The 20345-nt window shown below is 36.8% G+C and carries 15 protein-coding genes; 6 read left to right on the top strand and 9 right to left on the bottom strand.

Going from position 1 to position 20345, the window contains the following annotated elements; genetic code table 11:
- Positions 1-33 precede the first annotated feature (33 nt).
- Both lepB and E2491_RS12825 read right to left on the bottom strand, forming a co-directional pair.
- Positions 34-678, bottom strand: coding sequence for a signal peptidase I (lepB, locus tag E2491_RS12830; protein ID WP_134376022.1), 645 nt, complete (start codon positions 676-678; stop codon positions 34-36).
- Positions 679-855: 177 nt separating this feature from the next.
- Positions 856-1731, bottom strand: a complete 876-nt coding sequence (locus tag E2491_RS12825) for a phosphotransferase family protein (RefSeq protein ID WP_134376021.1) — start codon at positions 1729-1731, stop codon at positions 856-858.
- A 357-nt stretch (positions 1732-2088) separates the two neighbouring features.
- Between E2491_RS12825 and E2491_RS12820 the strand changes: the two genes are divergently transcribed.
- Both E2491_RS12820 and E2491_RS12815 read left to right on the top strand, forming a co-directional pair.
- Positions 2089-5361, top strand: a complete 3273-nt coding sequence (locus E2491_RS12820) for a RecQ family ATP-dependent DNA helicase (RefSeq protein ID WP_134376020.1) — start codon at positions 2089-2091, stop codon at positions 5359-5361.
- Entirely contained in the window at positions 5349-5951 is a 603-nt protein-coding gene (locus tag E2491_RS12815) for a hypothetical protein (RefSeq protein ID WP_134376019.1), read from the top strand. The genes E2491_RS12820 and E2491_RS12815 overlap by 13 nt, the downstream gene beginning before the upstream one ends.
- 125 nt (positions 5952-6076) lie before the next feature.
- Here the strand turns inward: E2491_RS12815 and E2491_RS12810 are convergent, their stop codons facing one another.
- Both E2491_RS12810 and E2491_RS12805 read right to left on the bottom strand, forming a co-directional pair.
- Positions 6077-7798, bottom strand: a complete 1722-nt coding sequence (locus E2491_RS12810) for a sensor histidine kinase (RefSeq protein WP_134376018.1) — start codon at positions 7796-7798, stop codon at positions 6077-6079.
- Positions 7795-8502, bottom strand: coding sequence for a response regulator transcription factor (locus E2491_RS12805; protein ID WP_134376017.1), 708 nt, complete (start codon positions 8500-8502; stop codon positions 7795-7797). Before E2491_RS12805 ends, E2491_RS12810 begins: the two co-directional genes overlap by 4 nt.
- 169 nt (positions 8503-8671) lie before the next feature.
- Between E2491_RS12805 and E2491_RS12800 the strand changes: the two genes are divergently transcribed.
- Together E2491_RS12800 and E2491_RS12795 are read left to right on the top strand one after the other, a co-directional pair.
- Positions 8672-9358 carry an ABC transporter permease subunit gene (locus E2491_RS12800; RefSeq protein WP_134376016.1) on the top strand — a complete coding sequence of 229 codons (687 nt, stop codon included), beginning with the start codon at positions 8672-8674 and terminating at the stop codon, positions 9356-9358.
- Positions 9358-10287, top strand: coding sequence for an ABC transporter ATP-binding protein (locus E2491_RS12795; protein ID WP_134376015.1), 930 nt, complete (start codon positions 9358-9360; stop codon positions 10285-10287). Before E2491_RS12800 ends, E2491_RS12795 begins: the two co-directional genes overlap by 1 nt.
- Positions 10288-10576: 289 nt before the next feature.
- Here the strand turns inward: E2491_RS12795 and E2491_RS12790 are convergent, their stop codons facing one another.
- From E2491_RS12790 to E2491_RS12770, 4 genes are all read right to left on the bottom strand, one after another.
- Positions 10577-10828 (bottom strand): hypothetical protein, encoded by a 252-nt coding sequence (locus E2491_RS12790; RefSeq protein WP_134376014.1) that lies wholly within the window; start codon positions 10826-10828, stop codon positions 10577-10579.
- A gap of 1157 nt (positions 10829-11985) precedes the next feature.
- A complete protein-coding gene (locus E2491_RS12780; protein WP_134376013.1) occupies positions 11986-12990 on the bottom strand; it encodes a hypothetical protein in 1005 nt (334 codons plus the stop codon).
- Positions 12932-13441, bottom strand: a complete 510-nt coding sequence (locus tag E2491_RS12775; RefSeq protein ID WP_134376012.1) for a hypothetical protein — start codon at positions 13439-13441, stop codon at positions 12932-12934. The genes E2491_RS12780 and E2491_RS12775 overlap by 59 nt, the downstream gene beginning before the upstream one ends.
- A 6-nt stretch (positions 13442-13447) precedes the next feature.
- Entirely contained in the window at positions 13448-14707 is a 1260-nt protein-coding gene (locus E2491_RS12770) for a hypothetical protein (protein WP_134376011.1), read from the bottom strand.
- 312 nt (positions 14708-15019) lie between these two features.
- On the opposite strand from E2491_RS12770, the gene E2491_RS12765 reads away from it, so the two are divergent.
- The gene (locus E2491_RS12765) at positions 15020-16621 is read left to right on the top strand and encodes an ATP-dependent nuclease (protein ID WP_134376010.1); all 1602 of its coding nucleotides are present in this window, start codon (positions 15020-15022) and stop codon (positions 16619-16621) included.
- The gene (locus tag E2491_RS12760; protein ID WP_134376009.1) at positions 16611-17696 is read left to right on the top strand and encodes a UvrD-helicase domain-containing protein; all 1086 of its coding nucleotides are present in this window, start codon (positions 16611-16613) and stop codon (positions 17694-17696) included. Before E2491_RS12765 ends, E2491_RS12760 begins: the two co-directional genes overlap by 11 nt.
- 318 nt (positions 17697-18014) lie before the next feature.
- Here the strand turns inward: E2491_RS12760 and glmS are convergent, their stop codons facing one another.
- Positions 18015-19817 (bottom strand): glutamine--fructose-6-phosphate transaminase (isomerizing), encoded by a 1803-nt coding sequence (gene glmS, locus E2491_RS12755; protein ID WP_134376008.1) that lies wholly within the window; start codon positions 19815-19817, stop codon positions 18015-18017.
- Between the last annotated feature and the right edge of the window lie 528 nt (positions 19818-20345).

Raw genomic sequence — 20345 nt, 5'->3', positions numbered from 1 at the left:
AATCTAATGATTCACAATATGCGTCCCCACAAATCATTTGCTATACCCTAATATTTCCCCAATGATCTGGTCTTTTTCGATTGGACCAAAATCTATACTGTCTGTACCTCTCCACCAGTGATCAACGAGTAAGTATACTTCATTTTCCCCCACCTTCGTTTTTTTGGTATTCATTGAGAAATATTCTTCAAAGAATTCTCTATTGACCAGATTTTCATCTGATATTGAATCGAAATATTCGTCCTCATTTGAACCACGAACTAAAGCTTCTGAATAAAAAGCTTCAAGTTTTGCGCCATTTATATAAACATTACCTTCTTTTATTTCAATTTCTTCACCAGGTAAACCCACTATTCGGGCAACGTTTTGTTCTGGGAGATTAGGATTAGCCTCTATAGCAATCTCTGGAGTATGATAGTAAACAACTTTTCCTCGCTCAATTTCGACTCCTTCCTTCACTACTAATTCATTTTCTTTATAATAATCATGATCTCCTCGATCCATTGAATCAGATCCGAAAGTTATCACAAAGTCACCTTCGTTTGGCTCAACGCTCGCGACCTCATCAGGGGTTTTTTCGTCAATTATAGTATTGCTACTTGATGAAACTGCATCTGAAGAGCACGCAATTAATAAAAGTATGGGCATGAATAGCACTAAATGACATATGTTTTTCATAATATTCCGCCTCCTTTTTCTTATAATTAATTATATCTCTTCACAAGCATAATAAGTGATTATTTTTATGTATAAATTATAAACTAATCCATATAAAACCATTTCTAAATAAAGGGACGTATATTGAGAATCATTCGAAAGTCTAATGATTCACAGTATACGTCCCGGTGTTTCATTCTATCTATAATTTTTAATTCCATTTTCAAAAGCCTGTTTGTCATCATTCTCCACTCCATGCAATGCTTCCTGTAGAGCGAATGTACTTTTATAAAATCTAACTCGTTCTGATATTTCTTCACCGTTGGGATATAGATTCATACACATATTAAAAAAGTCTTCACCATAGCTGGAGAGTATTCCGGCGAAATCATACGCAGGGTCTCCTATGCCAGAACCACCAAAATCAATGACCCCTGATATCCTGTTTGTTTCCGGATTCCATAAGATATTGGCAGCTCCGAAATCTCCGTGTATAAGGGTATTATCTAAATTTGAAAAAGCTTTCCCATTTAGGGCCGTTTCAAAAGAGTGTGAGATTTCTTCTTGAGCGCTTTTTCTGATATAAGGAAATAGTTTACTTTGAATCTTATTATGCAAGCTATGCATTTGTTCTCGTGGATGGCGAGCCTTTAAATTCAAACCTTTACTTGCTTTGTCCTCTGTTATAGAGTGAAGTTCCTTAAGAAATGAAACAAGTTGAGCTGCTATTACACTAACTAATTCAACACTCTTAATGCCATCCAAACTTTCTCTCCATAAAGGGACTCCATCTATAAGATGATATCCGGTAAAAACCTTACCTGGCTCTAAATCTGCAAAAGACTGATAAATAGGAATTGGAACAGGAGTAGAGACGGTATCTTTAATATAGTTTAAAATTCTTGTTTCTCTTTTTAATTGAGTGATTCCATTTTTATATTTCGGAAATCTAAAAACCAATGAATTGTTTACAATCAAGACATCGTTATTCTGTCCAATTTCATTAACATAATAGTCTTCAATGGGAAGATCAGAATAAACTAATTGAATGCTTTTTAGTAGGCTATTTTTCATATAGTAATTCTCCATTTAAATTATTTATTCTTATTGTTTGAAACACTGGTGAAACACGAGGACGTATATGATGAATCATTCGTGGCTCTAATGATTCGAAATATACGTCCAGGCGAATCCTTCTTCGCTACCTCTACTGTAGATTAACAAAGCGGTTTATATCCCTTTAACTATTTTACATTTTTCCCCATTAACATTTTTTCGTTTGAATCAACATAATCGTTTACTCCTCAATTACTCTCCATCCCCCAAAATCACCATAATAATTTCACTCATTTCATACATTTTAGTCTTTTTGAATCAAAAAATTAGTATAATGTATAACAAATACATTATTTTACGGAACAGGGTGCTACTATGAAATATTATAGCTCAGGTTATACACGTACTAATAATCATTTCGTGATTAAAAATTTACCCGATCAAAGGCATGTAGAAAATGCGGATTCATCTTTGAAAATCATTATATCTATCATACAAAACCTGATATCCCGAGGTAATCCAACAGTTGCTTCACCTTTTCTTCGTGAGAAATTGAATTTAAACTGGTCTTACCTTAAGAATCAGGACGAGGTTCGCATCATGGGTGCGAATATGAATGACTGGAGTCAGCGGATAAAAGGAGACAGTGAGAATCAATTATACCCTGCACTGACCTTTTTCGAGGATTTGCAAGAGATCTTCAAGCAAAAAAAGTTCTTAGCTAAGCTATTTATTGCTGAATGTCCCATCAATCAGATTATTAAAAATGACCACTTCGATAAGCAGGAAGTGGATTTCTATAGTCCTCTATTCAAATTAGTAATCGAAGTAGATGGTCATTCTCACAAGGATTCGGAGCAAAAAAAGCTAGATCGTGTAAGAGATAATTTTTTCAAAAAACACGGAATTGACGTTTTTAGAGTTTCTACAGCTCAAATTAAATCAAAGGATTATGCTCAATTACTTAATACTCTGCGAAAAAAATATCGTGATTATGAACATGAAATCAAATTATATGAAGAATTTCTTAAAGATTCCTCTTCCTATGCTTTACATACTCAACTAACAGAAATCTATCGTTATCAGCAAGCAGTTATAGAATTAATAAATAGAAACCACCTGGACTTCGAGTGCCCAATCTGGCAATTTTCAGTGCTAAATCCAGACCAGATTCAGTCATTAAAGCTGGCTTTAAGTGATTTGAACACGTGGTTAAACGTTATAGGCGGTTTATTTAATAGAGAAATAGAAATACCTAACATACAGATAGAAACTGATCCCCGTGAAGATTTTATATGTATTGATAATGTGGTAGGAGAATACTGGGATGATTCCATAACCGATGAGAACTGTATTTATATCAGAGAGGATTATTTTGGAGAGAAGAATTATCGATTCATTAAATCAACAGAGATCGTAAAATATAACATCGACCTGAATACTCACCAGCCGATTCTTGAATATATTTTAAATACTCTTTACGGATTTTCTTCTTTTAACGAGGGACAACTAGAGATCATCTCTAATACACTTAACGGTAATGACACCGTTGGTCTGTTGCCGACTGGAGGTGGAAAATCATTAACATATCAAATTTGCACCTTCCTCCAGCCATCTATCAGTTTCGTTGTAGCACCAATAAAATCATTAATGGTAGATCAGGTACTAAATTTAAAAGAAAAATATTTTGTTGATTGTATTGAATACATTAATTCTGACTTGGGATCTCAAGATCAATCAGATATTTTAAATGCTTATACTGAAGGACAGTATTTATTTTTAGTTATTTCACCTGAACGCTTTCAACAAGAAGAGTTCAGAAACCGGCTTCAGATGATTCAGGCAAAAAAACAAATTGCTTATGCAGTTATTGACGAAGCTCATTGTTTATCAGAGTGGGGGCATGATTTTAGAACATCTTATTTAGCACTATCTAAAACAATCAAGCGTTTTTGCCCAACCTCAACATTCTTAGCACTCACTGCAACAGCCTCTTCAAAGGTTTTACAAGATATCAGGAATGAATTAAACATTGATAGCAAAAATGTTAAGACAATCACCAATTTCACAAGAAAAGAACTTAAGTTTCATGTGATCGAAACAAATAGGTTCGAACGGCCGAATACGTTGGCTGAATTAATTAAACCTGCAGAGGATGATATCAAATCTTTTCCAACTCTTATATTCACCTTAAATGTCAATGGTCCACATGGATGCTACAAATTGAGCAATCAATTAGCTAATCAGGTAGGAGTAAAAACGGCTTTTTACAGCGGAAAGAAACCTAAAGACTTTGGTATTGACTATTCTGTTTATAAAGAACAAACTCAATCCGCATTTATGAAAAACGAAATAGACGTATTGGTCGCTACAAAAGCATTTGGAATGGGAATTGATAAACCCGATATCAGAAAGGTGATTCATTATGGTATTCCTTCATCTTTGGAGTCGTATTACCAGGAGGCAGGACGTGCCGGCAGAGACCGCACTGAATCTGATTGTTATGTTTTATTTACCCGAGACCAGCTGACTGACGATCAAAAAAACATATTGTTTGGTCTTGATACAAATGTAGATCATATTGAAAAAACGATTGGTGAAATTAAAGGTGATTTAAATAGTATTTTTTATTTAATGAAACAGGGCTTAATGAATGTGGAAGTAGAGTCCAAAATCATTGAGGGATTTTATAATCAATATCTTTCAGGAAGAAAAATACAAGAAGTTACTTTAAATGAAAAGAATGAGAAAATCATTTACAAACTTTCATTGCTTGGCCTGGTGGAAGATTGGACAATCAACTGGAAAACAAAAAAAATTATTGTTGAAATGAACGATTACGATGAGGACCAGATCAAGGAGCTTTTATTCAAACATATTCACAAATATGATTCTACATTTTCACAAGCTAATCTATTCCAACAACCAGAATTAAAGCCTTATAAAGATGTATATGAAAGTGATATTTATTCCCCACTCTACAAACTGATTTTCATTTTATTGAGGTGGTATAACGATAATGTTATCTACACAAGAAAGCAGTCTTTAAAAAATATGTTTAATTATATTTCTGAATTCACCGATTCGGATGATTTCCAATCTAAACTGGAAACGTATTTCAAACGGAATGATGATGTATATTTACTAGAAAAAACAGTAGCTATCCCCCAAAACATAAATAATTGGTGGAAAATTTATTATGTTGAAACGAACGACAAAACGGTTCCAAAGTCAAAAGCAGAATTGAAAAATGTATCAATCATCACTAGCCGATTTCTTGAAAGTTATAAAAACGATCCTGCTCTGAATCTTATTGAAGGCATAAGAGCTTTGATCAGTGATGAAAAAATAATTCAGGAATCAAGCGACCGCTTAATCCAATCTATTCAGTACATTTCAAAATTAGAAGAGAACCTGCGTCGAGAAATTCTTTTATCAATTCTAGATGTGGCTAATGATTTTCTTACTTCAGATAGCAAAGCAATATTGAGTCAATTTTTAATTGGTAATGGATTTCCCTCTAAGAATGATAAAAAGTTGATTTACCAGTCATTTAAAGACAAGTTTTCATATGGAGAAATGGTTAAGGATACTTATATGAAGATGAAAGAATTAAGAATAAGGGAGGTATACCCATGGGAGAGTTAGAAAGTATTGATGCACTTGATAACTATGTTCAAGAGCTGGGAAATGAAATAAAAAACGTTAAAAAAGCTTCGAATTACCTCAAGGATATTGAAAATCAACAAATTCTATTGAAGCAGCAATTAGAAGGAGTAAAAGAAACTACAATTACACTAGAAAAAATCCAATCGAATTTTGAAGAAAAAACAATAGAGCTGGAACAACAGCTTATAAAGAATAACGACCGATTTAAAGAACTCAACTCTACTGTAGCTACGTCATTTCAAGGTACTGCGGATTATTTAAAAATAGAACTGGAGTCATTAAAATCTAATAACGCTACAGTAAATAATGAAGTAAAAGAGCTGCAATCAAGAAGCAGTCTCCTTGAACAACAGATCGTCTCTATGTCGGCCGCAGTATCTACGGCAAACAATTCTATTGTTGATTTACAAAGAAAGATTGATCATCTCGATACCTCTAGCCAATCTTTAAAATCGTCACTACAAAGTAACCATGAATTGCAGATGCAGCAGCTAAAACTGAACCGCAACCTAAGTATTTTAATGCCTGTGATTGTTGTGGCTGTTTTGGTTATTGTTCAGTTTTTGTAAGAATTTATATGCTCCAAAAATCAGGAGGCTTATATCGTGAATCCTTAGATGTACGAATGATTCACGATATACGTTCCAATGACTCCGTCGCATCCCTAATGATTCAAAACATACGTCCCCACGAATCACTCCACCGGCAGCAGTATCCGAAACACCGTCCCTTCACCAGGCATACTTTTCACATTAATTGATCCTTTGTGCAGCTGGATCAGTTGTTTGGTGATGGCCATTCCGAGGCCGGTGCCGCTTCCGGAGTCGCTTGTGTTGGTGCCGCGGAAGTAGCGGTTGAAGAGTTGGCTGGTGGTTGTTTGGTCCATGCCGATTCCGTTGTCAGCGACTGTAATTTGGATCAGGTGCTGTTCGATGGTCGATAGTGTGATCGTAATCGTTGTGCCGTCAGGGTTATATTTGTGTGCATTTTCAATCAGGTTGTTCATGATTCTCTGAAACCACTTAGGGTCGACTTTTGCCTTAACATGCATGTTCTCCGGGTGATACTGAAGATGTTTGCTGCTGTAGTCCGGGTTGTTCATAAAGCTGATGACGGTTCTTTTTAAAAATTCATTGATATCGGTTTGTTCAGGGGTGATTGGTAGTGCGCCATTTTTTATCCGGTAGGTGAGGGTCAGATCCTCTAGCAAATGCTCCATGTATGTGGCTTTATTGCTGATCGTACCTGCAAATTCTCTTGTCTCTTCTCCAGTCCAGGCGTATTCCGGTGCCTCCATCATTTTTGCGTAACCTGTTATGGAAGCTAGTGGTGTTTTCAGGTCGTGTGAGATGCCGCTGATCCACTCTTCGCGGGTGGATTTGATTTTCTCCCGCTGCGCCTCATTGTCTTTTAATGCTTTAGCTAAATGGGACAGATTGATAATCAGATCCTTATATAATCTGTACTTTTTCTTCAGTTTCCCGTCTTTTTTATAAAGAATGGGCTCCTGAATATGGTTGACCGGTTCAGCATAGTGACCATTGCTTAGTTGGTTAATCCATTTCATCATTTGCAGTAATGGGCTGCCGAATTTGTGTGCGTACCAGAACGTGCTGCCTAGCAAGATGAGAAATAAGAGAATAAAGATCAAGACGATGCTGTTTTCAATGGGACTTACGGATTGCTCTGCAAGTGTGGCAGGTTGCTTATTTTCAACGCTGACTAATAGGGTCTGGTTCGTCGCCTCGTCGAAGTACGTTCGGGTTGGTCCCATCTCAGCTTGATTGATGGCTAGAATTTGGTTGATTGCATAGGTTGCCGGTTCATTATCTGCGTGATGCTGATCAATCACATTACCTGATTGATCAATGAGCTGGACCCATCCCCCATTCTCCTCTGCTAAACGGATGGTTTCGTTCCTTAAGTCTAGTCGACCGGACACCCAATCCGTTTCCTGCCTCACTCTTTCCAGAAGGATGGATTCGGTCTTCTCTCTGCCAAACACAACAAGCGGTGAGTCTGACGCTGTCTCATTGAGTGGCCAATACGTATAATCCAGTTTCTCGTCCTGTAAAAGTGAACCGGAGAACTTGTGGCTGTTAATATCAGCCATGATGCTTTCCGGCGCCAGATAATCTCCAAGCACTTCCCCATCCACCGACACCACCATGAGCCAGCCCTGCTGATGGTCAACGAGCTCTCTCAGACTTTCATCAAAAATCACCGTGTCGCCATCCATCGAAATATTTTCTGAAATAAAGTACCCTTCCGCACTGGCTAAGTCGCTTTTGAGCTCCTCGTCCCCGATCATAAAGCCAAGAATGGCGAAGGAAAACACGATCAGTGCAGTAATCAGGGAAAAAATCAGCAGCACCTGAAGAAACATTTGTATAACAAATCGTTTATGTATGTTCATCTCACTGATTCCTTCGGGACAAATTTATAGCCAAGCCCGCGCACTGTCACAATGAATTCCGGCTTACTTGGGTGCTCTTCGATTTTTTCACGGAGCTTTCTAATATGAACCATCACGGTGTTGTCCTCACCCAGGAATGCCTCTCCCCACACCTGCTCATACAATTGATTTTTACTGAATAACTGGTTCGGATGCTGGCAGAAAAAGATCAATAGCTGATAAACCTGTGCAGGTAAATCAACTGGTTTCCCCTTTACCTTTACAGCGCCTGCTAACGTATTGACTGAGAGCGGACCAAACTCGTAAAAGGTGGATGGCTGCTCTGACGAAAAGCCGCTTTTCCTTTTTAAATGCGCTTTTACACGGGCTACGACTTCAAGAGGATTAAACGGCTTGGTAATGTAATCGTCTGCCCCTAACGCAAAACCTGATAGCTTGTCTAAATCAGTGGATCTCGCGGTCAGGAAGAAAATCGGTGCATCGGTTGTTTCCCTGATAAGCGGACAAATCTCAAACCCGGTCCGATCCGGCAGCATGACATCGAGTAAAATCAGGTCATACTTTTTACTCCGGCAACGTGCCAATGCTTCGGCAGCTGTTGAAGCTGTATCAATATAAGTAAATTGTTCTTTCTTTAAAATCGTGACAAGCATCTGGCTGATGGACACTTCATCATCAACAATCAAAATCTTGGCGTCCTGCATGGTTGAATCTCCTGTTCTGGTATGATGTATAGCATCATCATACCAATTATTAACTTGGAAAAATAGGAATTAAGGTAGAATTAAGGTACAGATTGTAAGGCGTTAAGGAAGCCCCTGTAAAGTGAAGTTGTCAGTAAAAATCATATGCAATACGGGAGGAAAATGACCAATGTTCGCCATTAGTAAAAGAGAGTTTCTACGATTAGTTAAAGGGGTTAAATCGATTATCATCATTGCCATCATGCTGATCACAGCGTATTATTCCGCAAAATTTTCAAATCTTCTTCTATCACTTGAAGAATTCACCGCGAGTGAAACCGAGAGAATTCATTACGCAGGGCTGCTAATGTTGTTACTGGTTTTCGGACAGCTGTTTGTCATGGGGCTATCACATGATGTGATCAACCGGGAAACACATGACCGGACGATGCGATTTCTAGTGACCAGAACGTCCAGGTTATCCATCGTCTTAGGAAAATTTTTCGGCGTATTTCTATTCTGGCTCTTATGTGTCACCGTATCTTTTTCCATTGTCTTTGCTTTTTCTCAACAGCTGGACTGGCTGAGCTTTCTGCAAGTCATGAGCTTATTATTTTATCAAATCGCTTTAACCGTTATGCTATCCGTTCTCATCCCAAAGCCGGGCTTTACGATGTTTCTCGGCATCATCGTCGGCCTAGCGTTCCCTGTTGTAGGATTCTGGGTAACCTTTTCAAATAACCCGTGGGTGAGCTGGTTAAAGTTTGTTAATCCGCTTTATTACCTGGAGAGTGATGTTACATTTCCAATCATCCTGCTTCTTTCCGCTGTATGGTTAGCTTTAGCTTATGTTGTATTCAAAAGGAGAGAATGTTAATGACTGCGATTGAGACAAGACAACTATTTAAAAAGTACGGCAGTGTGCCGGTTGTAAAGGGGATCAATCTGACTGTTGAAAAAGGAGAGATCTTCGGATTTCTTGGCCACAATGGTGCAGGTAAATCAACGTTAATCAATATGCTGACAGGCATTATCCGTCCAAGTGCCGGCTCCTTTTCACTGCTTGGTATCAACGGTCCGGATGACAAAATCAAATCCCGGATTGGCGTTATGCCGGACTACAGCAGCTTTGACGGATCCATGACCGCCATGGGCTACTTAAGATTCTTATCCGAACTGTCAGGAAACAAAGCATCAAAAGAAACATGCCTATCCATCCTGAAAAAAGTCGGCCTTGAAAAAGATGCCCATAAGAAAACCGGTAAATTCTCATTCGGTATGAAAAAGAAGCTCGGCATCGCACAAGCCATCATCCATAACCCTGAGCTCATCTTTCTCGACGAACCAACATCAGGACTGGATGCTGAATCCGTCATTCACATCCAGCACCTCATACGTGAGCTGCATCATGAAGGCAAAACCATCTTCATGACCTCCCACAACCTGGACGAAGTCGAAAAACTATGCACGAGAATCGCCATCATGAAAGACGGCCAAATCATCAAAACCGGATCCATGGACGAACTCAGATCCTATTACCAATCAACCATTCTCGTCAAAATCAAACACGGAAACATCCCAATATCAGACATGACCCAGCTCACACAATGGCTCACCAACGTCGGCGACAACCTCGAAATAAAGGAGCAGCACATCATCATCACCGTTAACCAGGAGAAAAAAATCGCAGACATCATCCGCGCCTTTAACCAGTGCAAGATCGATATCTATCGTGTGGAAGTTGATGAGCCTTCTTTGGAGGAGATATTTCTGGATGGACAGGTTGGGGTTAGGCGGGTGGTTTAGAAGCACCTAAAATATAAAAATCGGGGACGTGTGTTGTGAATCAACTGTTTGATTATTCACAACACACGTCCCCGTATCTAACGGTTTAATCTTATGGCTTTAGTCAGCAATCTTTCGAGAATCGGGTGAAACAAGGTCTACGTGCCGGTGTTCCATAAAATGAAGGGGTATGTAAGATGAATTCAAGTGAAAATATATTGAAAAGTGGATTTCAAGTTGATTTTAAAGTGTTTAAAAATGCTATTAAATTGCTCTCCAAAAGGAATCACTATTGGAGAGCCTGAGGCAATTAAATATTCTTACGCTTCCACGGTAAACGACGGTGGTCAATTCTCGAAAGAAAATTCACAATATCTGTTTTACCATAATACTGAGGAACTCCACGAGAATTTTGAGCCATTAGAATAATGTGAGCACCTGGGAAATATGGCTGATAACTCATTTTCAAGTCATCTCTGCTGTGAACATTATTTAAGGCGTGGCTCTTAACAACAACGACTGCAAAAGTTACTCCTTGCTCTTTTACTAAAGCATAATCCATTTATATCACCTCCCACACTAACTTTACATTATTAGGTATTATATGAAAAATAAAGATTTATTTATATGATTTTCTATTTTATATAAGATTAAGAAAACCAATCTCATGACTACGTCAATATAGTATTTTTTGAATTGTTAAATAATATTAAGGGGATGAATGAAATCGGTATATAGAAAGCACATCAGTGCCCCCGATCACTCCTCCTGCTACAGGGACCATCTTTCCGAGATTGATAACTCCTTTCTCTCCGAACTTTGTTAGCATCCGGAATCCTACTGCCTGATTGATTTTTTTAATCACTTCAAATAGAATCTTCTTAATTCCAATAATCGCAAGATTTTTTTTTATTTAAATACCTGTGCTTTTAAGAATATCTTTTGCGCCGGTTCCCGCTAAACACACGTATACAAACGACTTAACTTGATCATCTTTCAGATCATATCCACCTACATGTGCGATAGCAACAACCAGTAGCACTTTTAGTATTCTGCCAACGGATTAGACTCTTTACCTTTTCATAAAGTGTGTCCTTTTTCTTCAAGTAACTATCAGCTAACTCTGTTGCTGTATCCATACCTAGTATTCCTCCATTAATTGCCCTATCATAAGACCAATCTAGAGCTATCATTATTACTTCATGCGTCAATTCTTTTGGTTTATTTTTAGACACCAGCACACGATCCAGGTTTATTTCCAAAATCCACATTTTTAGTTCTCAAATAAAACTAAGCGACTCAAAGAATTAAAATCACTCCTTAAAGGATTTGAGACCTCTAGCTGCTTATACGATATACTCTGGAACATAAAAAAAATCCAATGAAACCTACGAACTCCAGTTTTTTTATCAAAGAGGTCAAGAATTGGAACTCTCGAAAGAAAAAGATCTTTTCGGACTATAATATTTAAAAAGTGTTGGCATATCTTAATGACCAGATAAGTCACATAAAAAAATCCTGATGAGCCTATTCTTTAGCCCATCAGGATTTTTTGTTATTCAAAATGTCCAAATGTTGATGATGTTGTTAGATCATAGGGCAACACTAGATCAGTCTTGTGACTGCAATTATTCAGCAATTTTTCAAATTTTAAATGAAACAAAATCTACCTCCCAGTGTTTCATAAATCTATTGTAATTTAAATACTGTATCCAACATTTAAAATGATTTATTAATATCTAAAATATGAATATTATTTTCAAAATCTTTTTTGATTACCGTAGGTATGTCGAATTTTTTTCTTGTTTCAAGGAGACTTGTAGTAATTAGATTTTCTTTTATAGCAATTTGCCCTTTAAAATAATAGTAGGTATCTTCTATCAATAAAACTTGAGAGACGTTCATTTGATTTATTTCAGATTCGTTAAAAAATCTCTGTAAATTTATTCTTTTTTGCTCTTCTAGATTTATTTGCAACTCACTTGTTAACGTTTCGTTTGTTGGTGGAGAAATAGGAACACTTATATAAACCTCATGACCAATGGATTTAATCACCAAGAGGATAGAACAGTTATAAATACCGTACGCGCTTTCGATTTTTACTTTTGCATATGGGGCGTCTCCTGAAATTAAAAAACTCCAAGTAGTATTATTTAGAATCAGTAATTTTGGGAGATCAAAATTCTTCGCCACTAAATTTTTCGCATTAAATAGTTCCTTTACAGTTAAAATTTCGATTCCTTCTTCTGTGTCACTAAGACTACTTAAAATTATTGCCAATCTCATCGAAAAGAAAATGAATAAACTTGTAACGACGATAGTTAAAATTAAAGAAAAATAATGTATTGGACCTTCTTTTTCTAAAATAAAAAATAATGTAGAAAATCCCGAGATAGTCCATATGGGTATTAATACCCATAAAACGATAAAGCTTGTTTGCACAGCCTTCTTCAACACTTTTGGTGTTTTGCTAAAATACTCAAAGTCCACTACATTCTGTTCAAACTCAATTGGATCATTTTTTTTGATATTGTTTCTCATTTTCCAAATCAGTTTTTTAAGTTCGGATGTATGGTTCTGATATTGGTGAGACAAAAAAATAGTAAATACACCCAAAACAGAAAAAATACTAGCCGTGAGCCAGCTAGTATATTCTACGGTTTCATTAGCTAAAATGAGTTGATCTCTCAGGATAACAAAAATTTCTTTCAAAGATTCTTTCATTAAAATCACCAACTATTAGTTTTTCAATCAAATTAATTCTTTCCGTATCAGTTCGCATCAGGGAGGTAGTCACTTTATTCGTACTAGTCTGCTTATATATACTTGTGAGGACACCTTTTCCATCTTGCAAAACAAATGAGTGAATTCCAACATTCAAGGGTTTGCAATGAATACCGAGTTCTGTCATCATGTATAAAATCATGTAATCCAGCAGCTTTTCATTGCGAGTAAAGACTATTAAAATGTTTTTATCTTTATCTATCCAAATTGCTGCTTCATCAAAGTCTAAGGAATACTGCTCCGTCTCGTAATAAGAAAAGGAATAGCAGTCAAACCCACCAGCTCTTTTACTAAATATAGATCGAAAAGTGATGTTCTTCATTTGCACATCAATATTGGAGCAATAGCAATATTCCGTACGGAATAAATAACAACCATCACTATACTTCACAGTGTATCACCCCTCTATTAAGTAACTATTGATCACATCCAATACTTTTGTCTTTTCTGTTTTAGAAAGAGTCATCTGATTGATATCATCTTTTACTTTCCCTAAGACACTTATTAAAAATGCGGAATCACGCACTTTAGCTCTGGCAATTATTTCTTTAATATTTGCATCAACTTGTTGCTCGCTATAAGTTTTATTCAAAGAGTTGTTTAAAGTTTTAATAAGATGTCTATTTATATCGCAAATATTTAAAGTATTGTTTAGATTAGAGTATTGAAACTTAATCGTAGCTTGAAAATCGATCGTTACATTTACCATTTCAATCGTGTTTTCGCCAGTCTTAAATCTCAATTGAAAGCGTACTGACTTAATTAAGTCCCCAAGCCTAACACGATCTCCGACCTCATAACTATCCAAAAGATTGTTACCGCTTAATCGAACTGAACGTACTTTTTTTTGTTGATTTTTATTCGCGAAAGCAACACTTAAATAGTCGTTAATTTCGTGCCCTTCTTGATTAATACTATTTTCAATATAGTCCAGTAGAATTATTGTTTGCTTATCGAGTTGGTATTCACCTTCAACCTGAGTCTTTTTCTTTTTTGAACTAAAAGAAAAAGAAGAAAAAATCTTAAATGTTCTAATAATATTCTGTAAAAAAACTTTATGTGTTGCATGTGATTGATTACGCTCCCCACATTGTATGTAACAAAGATTAGTAACAGAATCAAAAACAACATCAAAGGTAGTTTTACTTTCTAACTCCCCACGTGCTTTTGTACCACTAAATTCCATTTCTTCTTTGTATTTTTCATAGATGACAGGAACTTTCAATAGGGTATTATCAATAACAACAACTTCCCCTGCACGCTTAACATAGACAAACGAATCATTATATGACTTTTCCTCTTCAAAAGGCAGACAGGTTTCAATATTATCTTTAAGATTTGTCAAAGTTATGCCATTATTCAATTCATATTCATATACAAAGTTTGGATAGCCTCTTGAAAACGTTTGTTCTAAAACGTCAAAAATTCCAATAAGAAGATCTGTCTCTACACTGTTTGTACGAAGATAGCTGGCTAAATCCTCTACACTTCCTATCGAAGCGGAAACGTCATGATGCATCAAAAGATACAAGCGAACCACTTGAAGCTTTTTGTCCGTTTCTTTGTCTAACAGATCTTTAATACGTTCAATATGTTTTTCGATACTTACAATTTCCGTTGTGGTTTCTGTTATTTTTTCTGGTATTAATGTATCCATTTTATGGCCCCCTGACAAAAAATGTGTACTCTAATCTTAACATATTGTAACTTCATAATTATAAATTTTTGTTAAAAATATGAGTATAGAGAAGCTTTTTTAATCTCAATAGAATAAAATGTATATGAAATATTCTATTTTTAGAATTATAAGACAAGTATAAATCTATTAAGTATTATATGTATAACAGTTTAAAACCGACTTAATACAAAAGATTATTATTTTCAAAACTATATTGCTTAACCAATGAACTTTAACTTTAACGATAAGATTAAATATCTATATTTTTCACAAAAAAGGAGATCGTTCAAAATGATTGAAAAAGTAATTATTAAAAATTTCAAATCGATAGAATCTCTATCTTTAAACGTAGACAAAGATATAAATATTCTTGTTGGAGATAATGAACAAGGAAAATCTACAATACTCGAAGCAATAAATTTAGCTCTCACCGCAATCTTGAATAAAAGAAGCATTCATAATGAATTATCACCTTATATTTTTAACAGAAAAACTGTAAGTACTTACCTTTCTCTTCTCCGGGACAAAAAGAATATTGAACCTCCAAAAATTTTAATAGAAGTTTATTTTCAAGAACATGACGTGGTAGCTAATTTAAAAGGGACAAACAATTCATTAAGAGAAGATACTTGGGGAATTAGTCTATCTATAGAGTTAGATGAAGAGTTTAAAGAAGAATATATTGAATACATCAAAAATCCAGATGAAATTACCAACATTCCTATCGAATATTATACTGTTAAATGGTATTCATTTGCTTTTTCCCCATTGACGTTGCGAAGTAATCCAGTAAATTGCGTACTGATAGATGCTACTGAAGGAAAAGCTTGGAATGGAACAGAAAGATATATCTCCAATATTATTGGTAATACACTGAATTTAAAACAAAAAGTAGCACTGAATGTAAACTATAGAGATTTAAAAGAGAGTTTCTCTAGTATAAATGCCATCCAAGATATCAATACCAGCTTATCAAGTAAAACAGGAGAGATATCAGATAAAGGTTTGAGTATATCCTTAGATGTGTCTCAAAAGAGTGGCTGGGAGAGTCATCTAACAGCATATTTAGACGAAATACCTTTTAATTTGATTGGAAAAGGTGAACAAAATTCCATTAAATTAAAGCTCTCTTTAGAAACTAACTTGGAAGATATGCATGTTATATTAATTGAAGAACCTGAAACACATTTATCATATACTAGTATGAGCAGGTTGGTTAAACAAATTTCCGATAAATGTCAAGGAAGGCAATTACTCATTACTACTCACAGCACTTATGTTTTGAATAAATTGGGCTTAGATCATGTCATTTTTCTGAACGATGGAAACACAATGACTTTGAAAGACCTTGAGAAAGATACTTATAACTACTTTAAAAAACTTCCTGGTTACGATACTCTTCGACTAATATTAAGCGAAAAAGCTATTTTAGTTGAAGGACCGTCGGACGAATTGATTGTTCAAAAAGCATACATACAAAAATATGGACGACTGCCCATCGAAGATGGAATTGATGTAATTACGATAAGAGGACTTTCTTTTAAACGATATCTAGAAATCGCAGATAAATTGTTGAAAGTTGTTATTGTCATTACAGATAATGATGGAAATATTGAAAAGAATATAACTAATAAATATGGGGATAAATACTTAAATCACCCTAGTATCAATATTAATTTCGATGATGATGAAAATTACCAAACATTAGAGCCACAGCTCGTTAAAGTAAATGGAGTAGAGTTTTTAAATAAAATACTAGGAGTTGACTTCTCTACCGAAGAAGAATTAATAAAGTATATGACTAGTCCAAGTAAAAAAAACGAATGCGCAATGCAATTATTCGATAGTGAAGAAATTCTTCAAATACCGGAGTATATAGCAAATGCAATATAATAATGAAGTAGTTATTGCTGCTGCCGGATCCGGAAAAACAAGTGAGCTAGTTGCTGAGGCGAAAAAAATATCAGATAAGAGAATTTTGATTACTACATTTACTATCGAAAATTCTGAAGAAATAAAAAAGAAGTTTTTTCTAGAATTAGGATGTACACCTCCCAACGTGAAAATTCAAACCTGGTTTTCATTTCTTCTAAGTGAAGCTGTAAGACCTTATCAAAATTTTTTATATAATAAGAATAGAATTGAGAATATAGAATTTGTTACTGGTCAATCCACAAGGTACATTAAAAAAAGCAATGTTGAAAAATATTATTTTAGAGATGGGAAATACATTTATACAGATAAAATGTGCGATTTTATTATGGCAGTCAATAGACTTTCTCGTGGTGCCATTATTACAAGGTTAGAATGCTTGTACGATGTAATTATGATTGATGAAGTACAAGATTTAGCTGGCTATGATTTAGATTTTCTATTGGAATTATTTAAGTCGAAAATTGAAATTGTAGTTGTGGGTGATAATCGACAAGCGGTGTTTTTCACTAGCCAAGCAATCAGAAATAAGAGCAAAAAAGGCGAGCATATCTTCAGTTTATTTAAAGAATGGGAAGAAGAAGGTCTTTGTAGAATAAGTTACAAAACAGAATGCTATAGAAGCAATCAAAAAATTTGTAATTTAGCAGACTTGCTTTATCCTGAAATGCCTAGAACAGTATCTTTAAATCAAGAAATAACTGGTCATGACGGGTTGTTCCATATTACTAATGAAAGTATTGAAAGCTACATCTTAAAATATAATCCGCAAGTATTAAGGTATAATAAGAGAACCAAGTTTGAAGGGGATAGTCTACCATTGAATTTTAGAAAGTCGAAAGGTCTTACGTTTGATCGAGTGTTGATATTATGTAATGGACCATTAAATAAATTTTTAAAATCAGGGGAACTGGACTCACTTTTTAAATCAAGATCACCATATTACGTTGCTTTAACTAGAGCTCGGTACAGTGTGTGCTTTGTAAGCCATGAGAAGAAAATAAATAATGAGTATATTGAAAATTACAAATTTTAATAGAATAATCAAAAAATTCTTTTATTATTTCTATCTATAAAGAAAATACTTAAACAATTTCGTTTAAACGTAGGTGTACCTGAAAAACAAGTCCTTCCCTGACCCTTTTTTTAAACCTTTATCTTTACTGAATTTCCATATATTCCAGGTGAATTACTTGTCCTCTAATTCGCTTTTTCACCCAACAAAAAACACGAGGAAAATCGGATGGTGATTCCGATTTTCCTCGTGTTAGGGAACGTCTTATTTGACCAAGAATACAGTTTATTTTGCTAAGGAAGAACTATATTTTGCTGGTACAACAGTTGATTTTCCCGATTATTCTACAGTAACACTCTTCGCCAGGTTACGTGGCTTATCTACGTCGCAGTCTCTGTGAAGGGCTGCGTAGTAGGCGATCAGTTGTGTTGGCACGACTGATACGAGTGGTGCCAGGAGTTCGTGTACGTGTGGGATGACGTAGCTGTCTCCTTCTTCTTCAAGGCCTTTCATGGCGATGACGCATGGGTTGGCGCCGCGGGCTGCTACTTCTTTGACGTTGCCGCGGATGCTCAGGTTGACGTTTTCCTGTGTTGCTAAGGCAATGACAGGTGTGCCGTCTTCGATTAGAGCGATTGTTCCGTGCTTGAGTTCGCCGCCTGCGAAGCCTTCTGCCTGGATGTAAGAGATTTCTTTCAGTTTTAGCGCTGCTTCTTGAACGACATGGTAATCCATTGAGCGTCCGATGAAGAAGGCGTTGCGTGTTGTGCTTAGGAAGTCGCGTGCGATTTGCTCGAATGCTTCCTTGTCGTCTGTCAGGGTCTGGATCGCGTTTGCGACGATGCCAAGCTCCTGGATCAGGTCGAATTTCAGGTCGAAGCCTTTTGCTTTTCCTGCTACTTCAGCCAGGATCGCTAGGACAGCGATTTGGGCTGTGTAGGCTTTTGTTGAGGCTACCGCGATTTCAGGACCTGCGTGCAGCAGTAACGTGTGGTTGGCTTCACGTGAAAGTGTTGATCCTGCTACGTTAGTCAGTGTCAGTGCCGGGTGGCCAAGCTCTTTGATGTGTACGAGTACGGCACGGCTGTCTGCTGTTTCTCCACTTTGAGAAATAAAGATGAATAATGGCTTTTCAGAAAGCAGTGGTGTGTTATAGACGAACTCACTTGCCACGTGTACTTCTGTTGGGATCTTCGCTGTTTTCTCAAGGTATTCTTTTCCGACAAGACCTGCGTGGTAGCTTGTTCCGCAGGCAATGATGTAGATGCGGTCAGCTGCGTTGACAGCGTCAAGTGTTGACTGTTCGATTGTCAGCTCACCATTGTCGTTCTGGTAGGCCTGGATGATTTTACGCATGACAGCTGGCTGCTCGTCGATTTCTTTTAGCATGTAGTGAGGGTACGTGCCTTTTTCGATGTCGCTTGCATCGATTTCAGCTGTGTACGCGTCACGCTCAACGACTTCGCCTTCAAGCGTTTTGATTGTTGTGCTGTCTTTTGTCACGATGACCATTTCTTTGTCCATAAGCTCAACGTACTGGTCTGTTACCTGTAGCATTGCCATTGCATCAGATGCAACAACGTTGAAGTCTTCTCCAAGTCCAACAAGTAATGGGCTCTTGTTTTTCGCTACAAAGATTGTGTCTTCGTTCTGGTTATCTAAAAGCGCGATCGCATAAGAACCTTTCAGCTCTTTTAATGCTTTACGGAATGCGTCTTCTGTTTCAAGACCTTCGTTTACAAATGTTTCGATCATCTGAACGATGACTTCTGTGTCTGTTTCAGACTGAAGTTCAACTGCTGACAGGTGCTCACGCTTAAGACCTGAGTAGTTCTCGATTACGCCGTTGTGTACAAGCGTAAAGCGGCCTGATGCACTCTGGTGAGGGTGCGCGTTGACCTGGCTTGGTTCACCGTGTGTTGCCCAGCGCGTATGCCCGATTCCGATATTCGCTGTTACGCTGTTATCTACGATTGCGCGAAGATCTGCGATACGTCCTTTTTCCTTGAAAACAGATACGCCGTCTTCGTTTTTCACTGCGATACCGGCAGAGTCATAACCGCGGTATTCAAGCTTCTCAAGACCTTTAAGTAAAATTTCTTTAGAGTCTGTTAATCCAATATATCCAACAATTCCACACATAATAATTTTCCTCCAATATGGATCCGGAGGGCATGACCGAATAGAGGACGGTCGGGCCCTCCTTTTCTCTTTTATAAGTTTTTTTGGTGCTGCAGCCCCGCTTCTTTGTCCATAAAGTCGCCTTTATGATTTCAGATCACAGGTTGTCGGCTGTGCAGTCATCAGCCGGAAGGCATCCGCCGAATCGTCGATGCTCCTTCTCCTCGTCAACTGCCGCTCCACTGGGCAGTCCTGGCGCTTTGTCTTACTCTGTTTGCCTACCTCACGATCCACCTTTCTCTTTTTAAAATGAATCCAACTCGGGTTGTATACCCCATTTACATAAAGTTTACACGTTTTTTGTCACATTTAGTAGAAAAATTTTACTTGCACCCTTTAGTTTGAAGCATACGAGAAGGATTATAGCACGCCGGAAGCATTCGTGGGTTACGAAATCTTTACAGTTTAGTGTATGTCAGGCGTACATTGGATGAGACGGTTTACGGTTGAAATAGGTTACAGATGTTTTGAAGTTTTTTTGCGGGGGCG

The sequence above is a fragment of the Jeotgalibacillus sp. R-1-5s-1 genome (genome assembly GCF_004405105.1).
GTDB lineage: Bacteria > Bacillota > Bacilli > Bacillales > Jeotgalibacillaceae > Jeotgalibacillus.
Note: the sequence above shows the minus strand (reverse complement) of the source record. Positions and strands in the feature narration are given on the sequence as shown.

Excerpts from the sequence above, each read along its gene's own strand:
- lepB (WP_134376022.1), bottom strand. The coding sequence starts at position 678 with ATGAAAAACATATGTCATTTAGTGCTATTCATGCCCATACTTTTATTA.
- E2491_RS12800 (WP_134376016.1), top strand. The coding sequence starts at position 8,672 with ATGTTCGCCATTAGTAAAAGAGAGTTTCTACGATTAGTTAAAGGGGTT.
- E2491_RS12815 (WP_134376019.1), top strand. The coding sequence starts at position 5,349 with ATGGGAGAGTTAGAAAGTATTGATGCACTTGATAACTATGTTCAAGAG.
- E2491_RS12810 (WP_134376018.1), bottom strand. The coding sequence starts at position 7,798 with ATGAACATACATAAACGATTTGTTATACAAATGTTTCTTCAGGTGCTG.
- E2491_RS12770 (WP_134376011.1), bottom strand. The coding sequence starts at position 14,707 with ATGGATACATTAATACCAGAAAAAATAACAGAAACCACAACGGAAATT.
- glmS (WP_134376008.1), bottom strand. The coding sequence starts at position 19,817 with ATGTGTGGAATTGTTGGATATATTGGATTAACAGACTCTAAAGAAATT.
- E2491_RS12805 (WP_134376017.1), bottom strand. The coding sequence starts at position 8,502 with ATGCAGGACGCCAAGATTTTGATTGTTGATGATGAAGTGTCCATCAGC.
- E2491_RS12795 (WP_134376015.1), top strand. The coding sequence starts at position 9,358 with ATGACTGCGATTGAGACAAGACAACTATTTAAAAAGTACGGCAGTGTG.
- E2491_RS12825 (WP_134376021.1), bottom strand. The coding sequence starts at position 1,731 with ATGAAAAATAGCCTACTAAAAAGCATTCAATTAGTTTATTCTGATCTT.
- E2491_RS12820 (WP_134376020.1), top strand. The coding sequence starts at position 2,089 with ATGAAATATTATAGCTCAGGTTATACACGTACTAATAATCATTTCGTG.
- E2491_RS12765 (WP_134376010.1), top strand. The coding sequence starts at position 15,020 with ATGATTGAAAAAGTAATTATTAAAAATTTCAAATCGATAGAATCTCTA.
- E2491_RS12790 (WP_134376014.1), bottom strand. The coding sequence starts at position 10,828 with ATGGATTATGCTTTAGTAAAAGAGCAAGGAGTAACTTTTGCAGTCGTT.
- E2491_RS12760 (WP_134376009.1), top strand. The coding sequence starts at position 16,611 with ATGCAATATAATAATGAAGTAGTTATTGCTGCTGCCGGATCCGGAAAA.
- E2491_RS12780 (WP_134376013.1), bottom strand. The coding sequence starts at position 12,990 with ATGAAAGAATCTTTGAAAGAAATTTTTGTTATCCTGAGAGATCAACTC.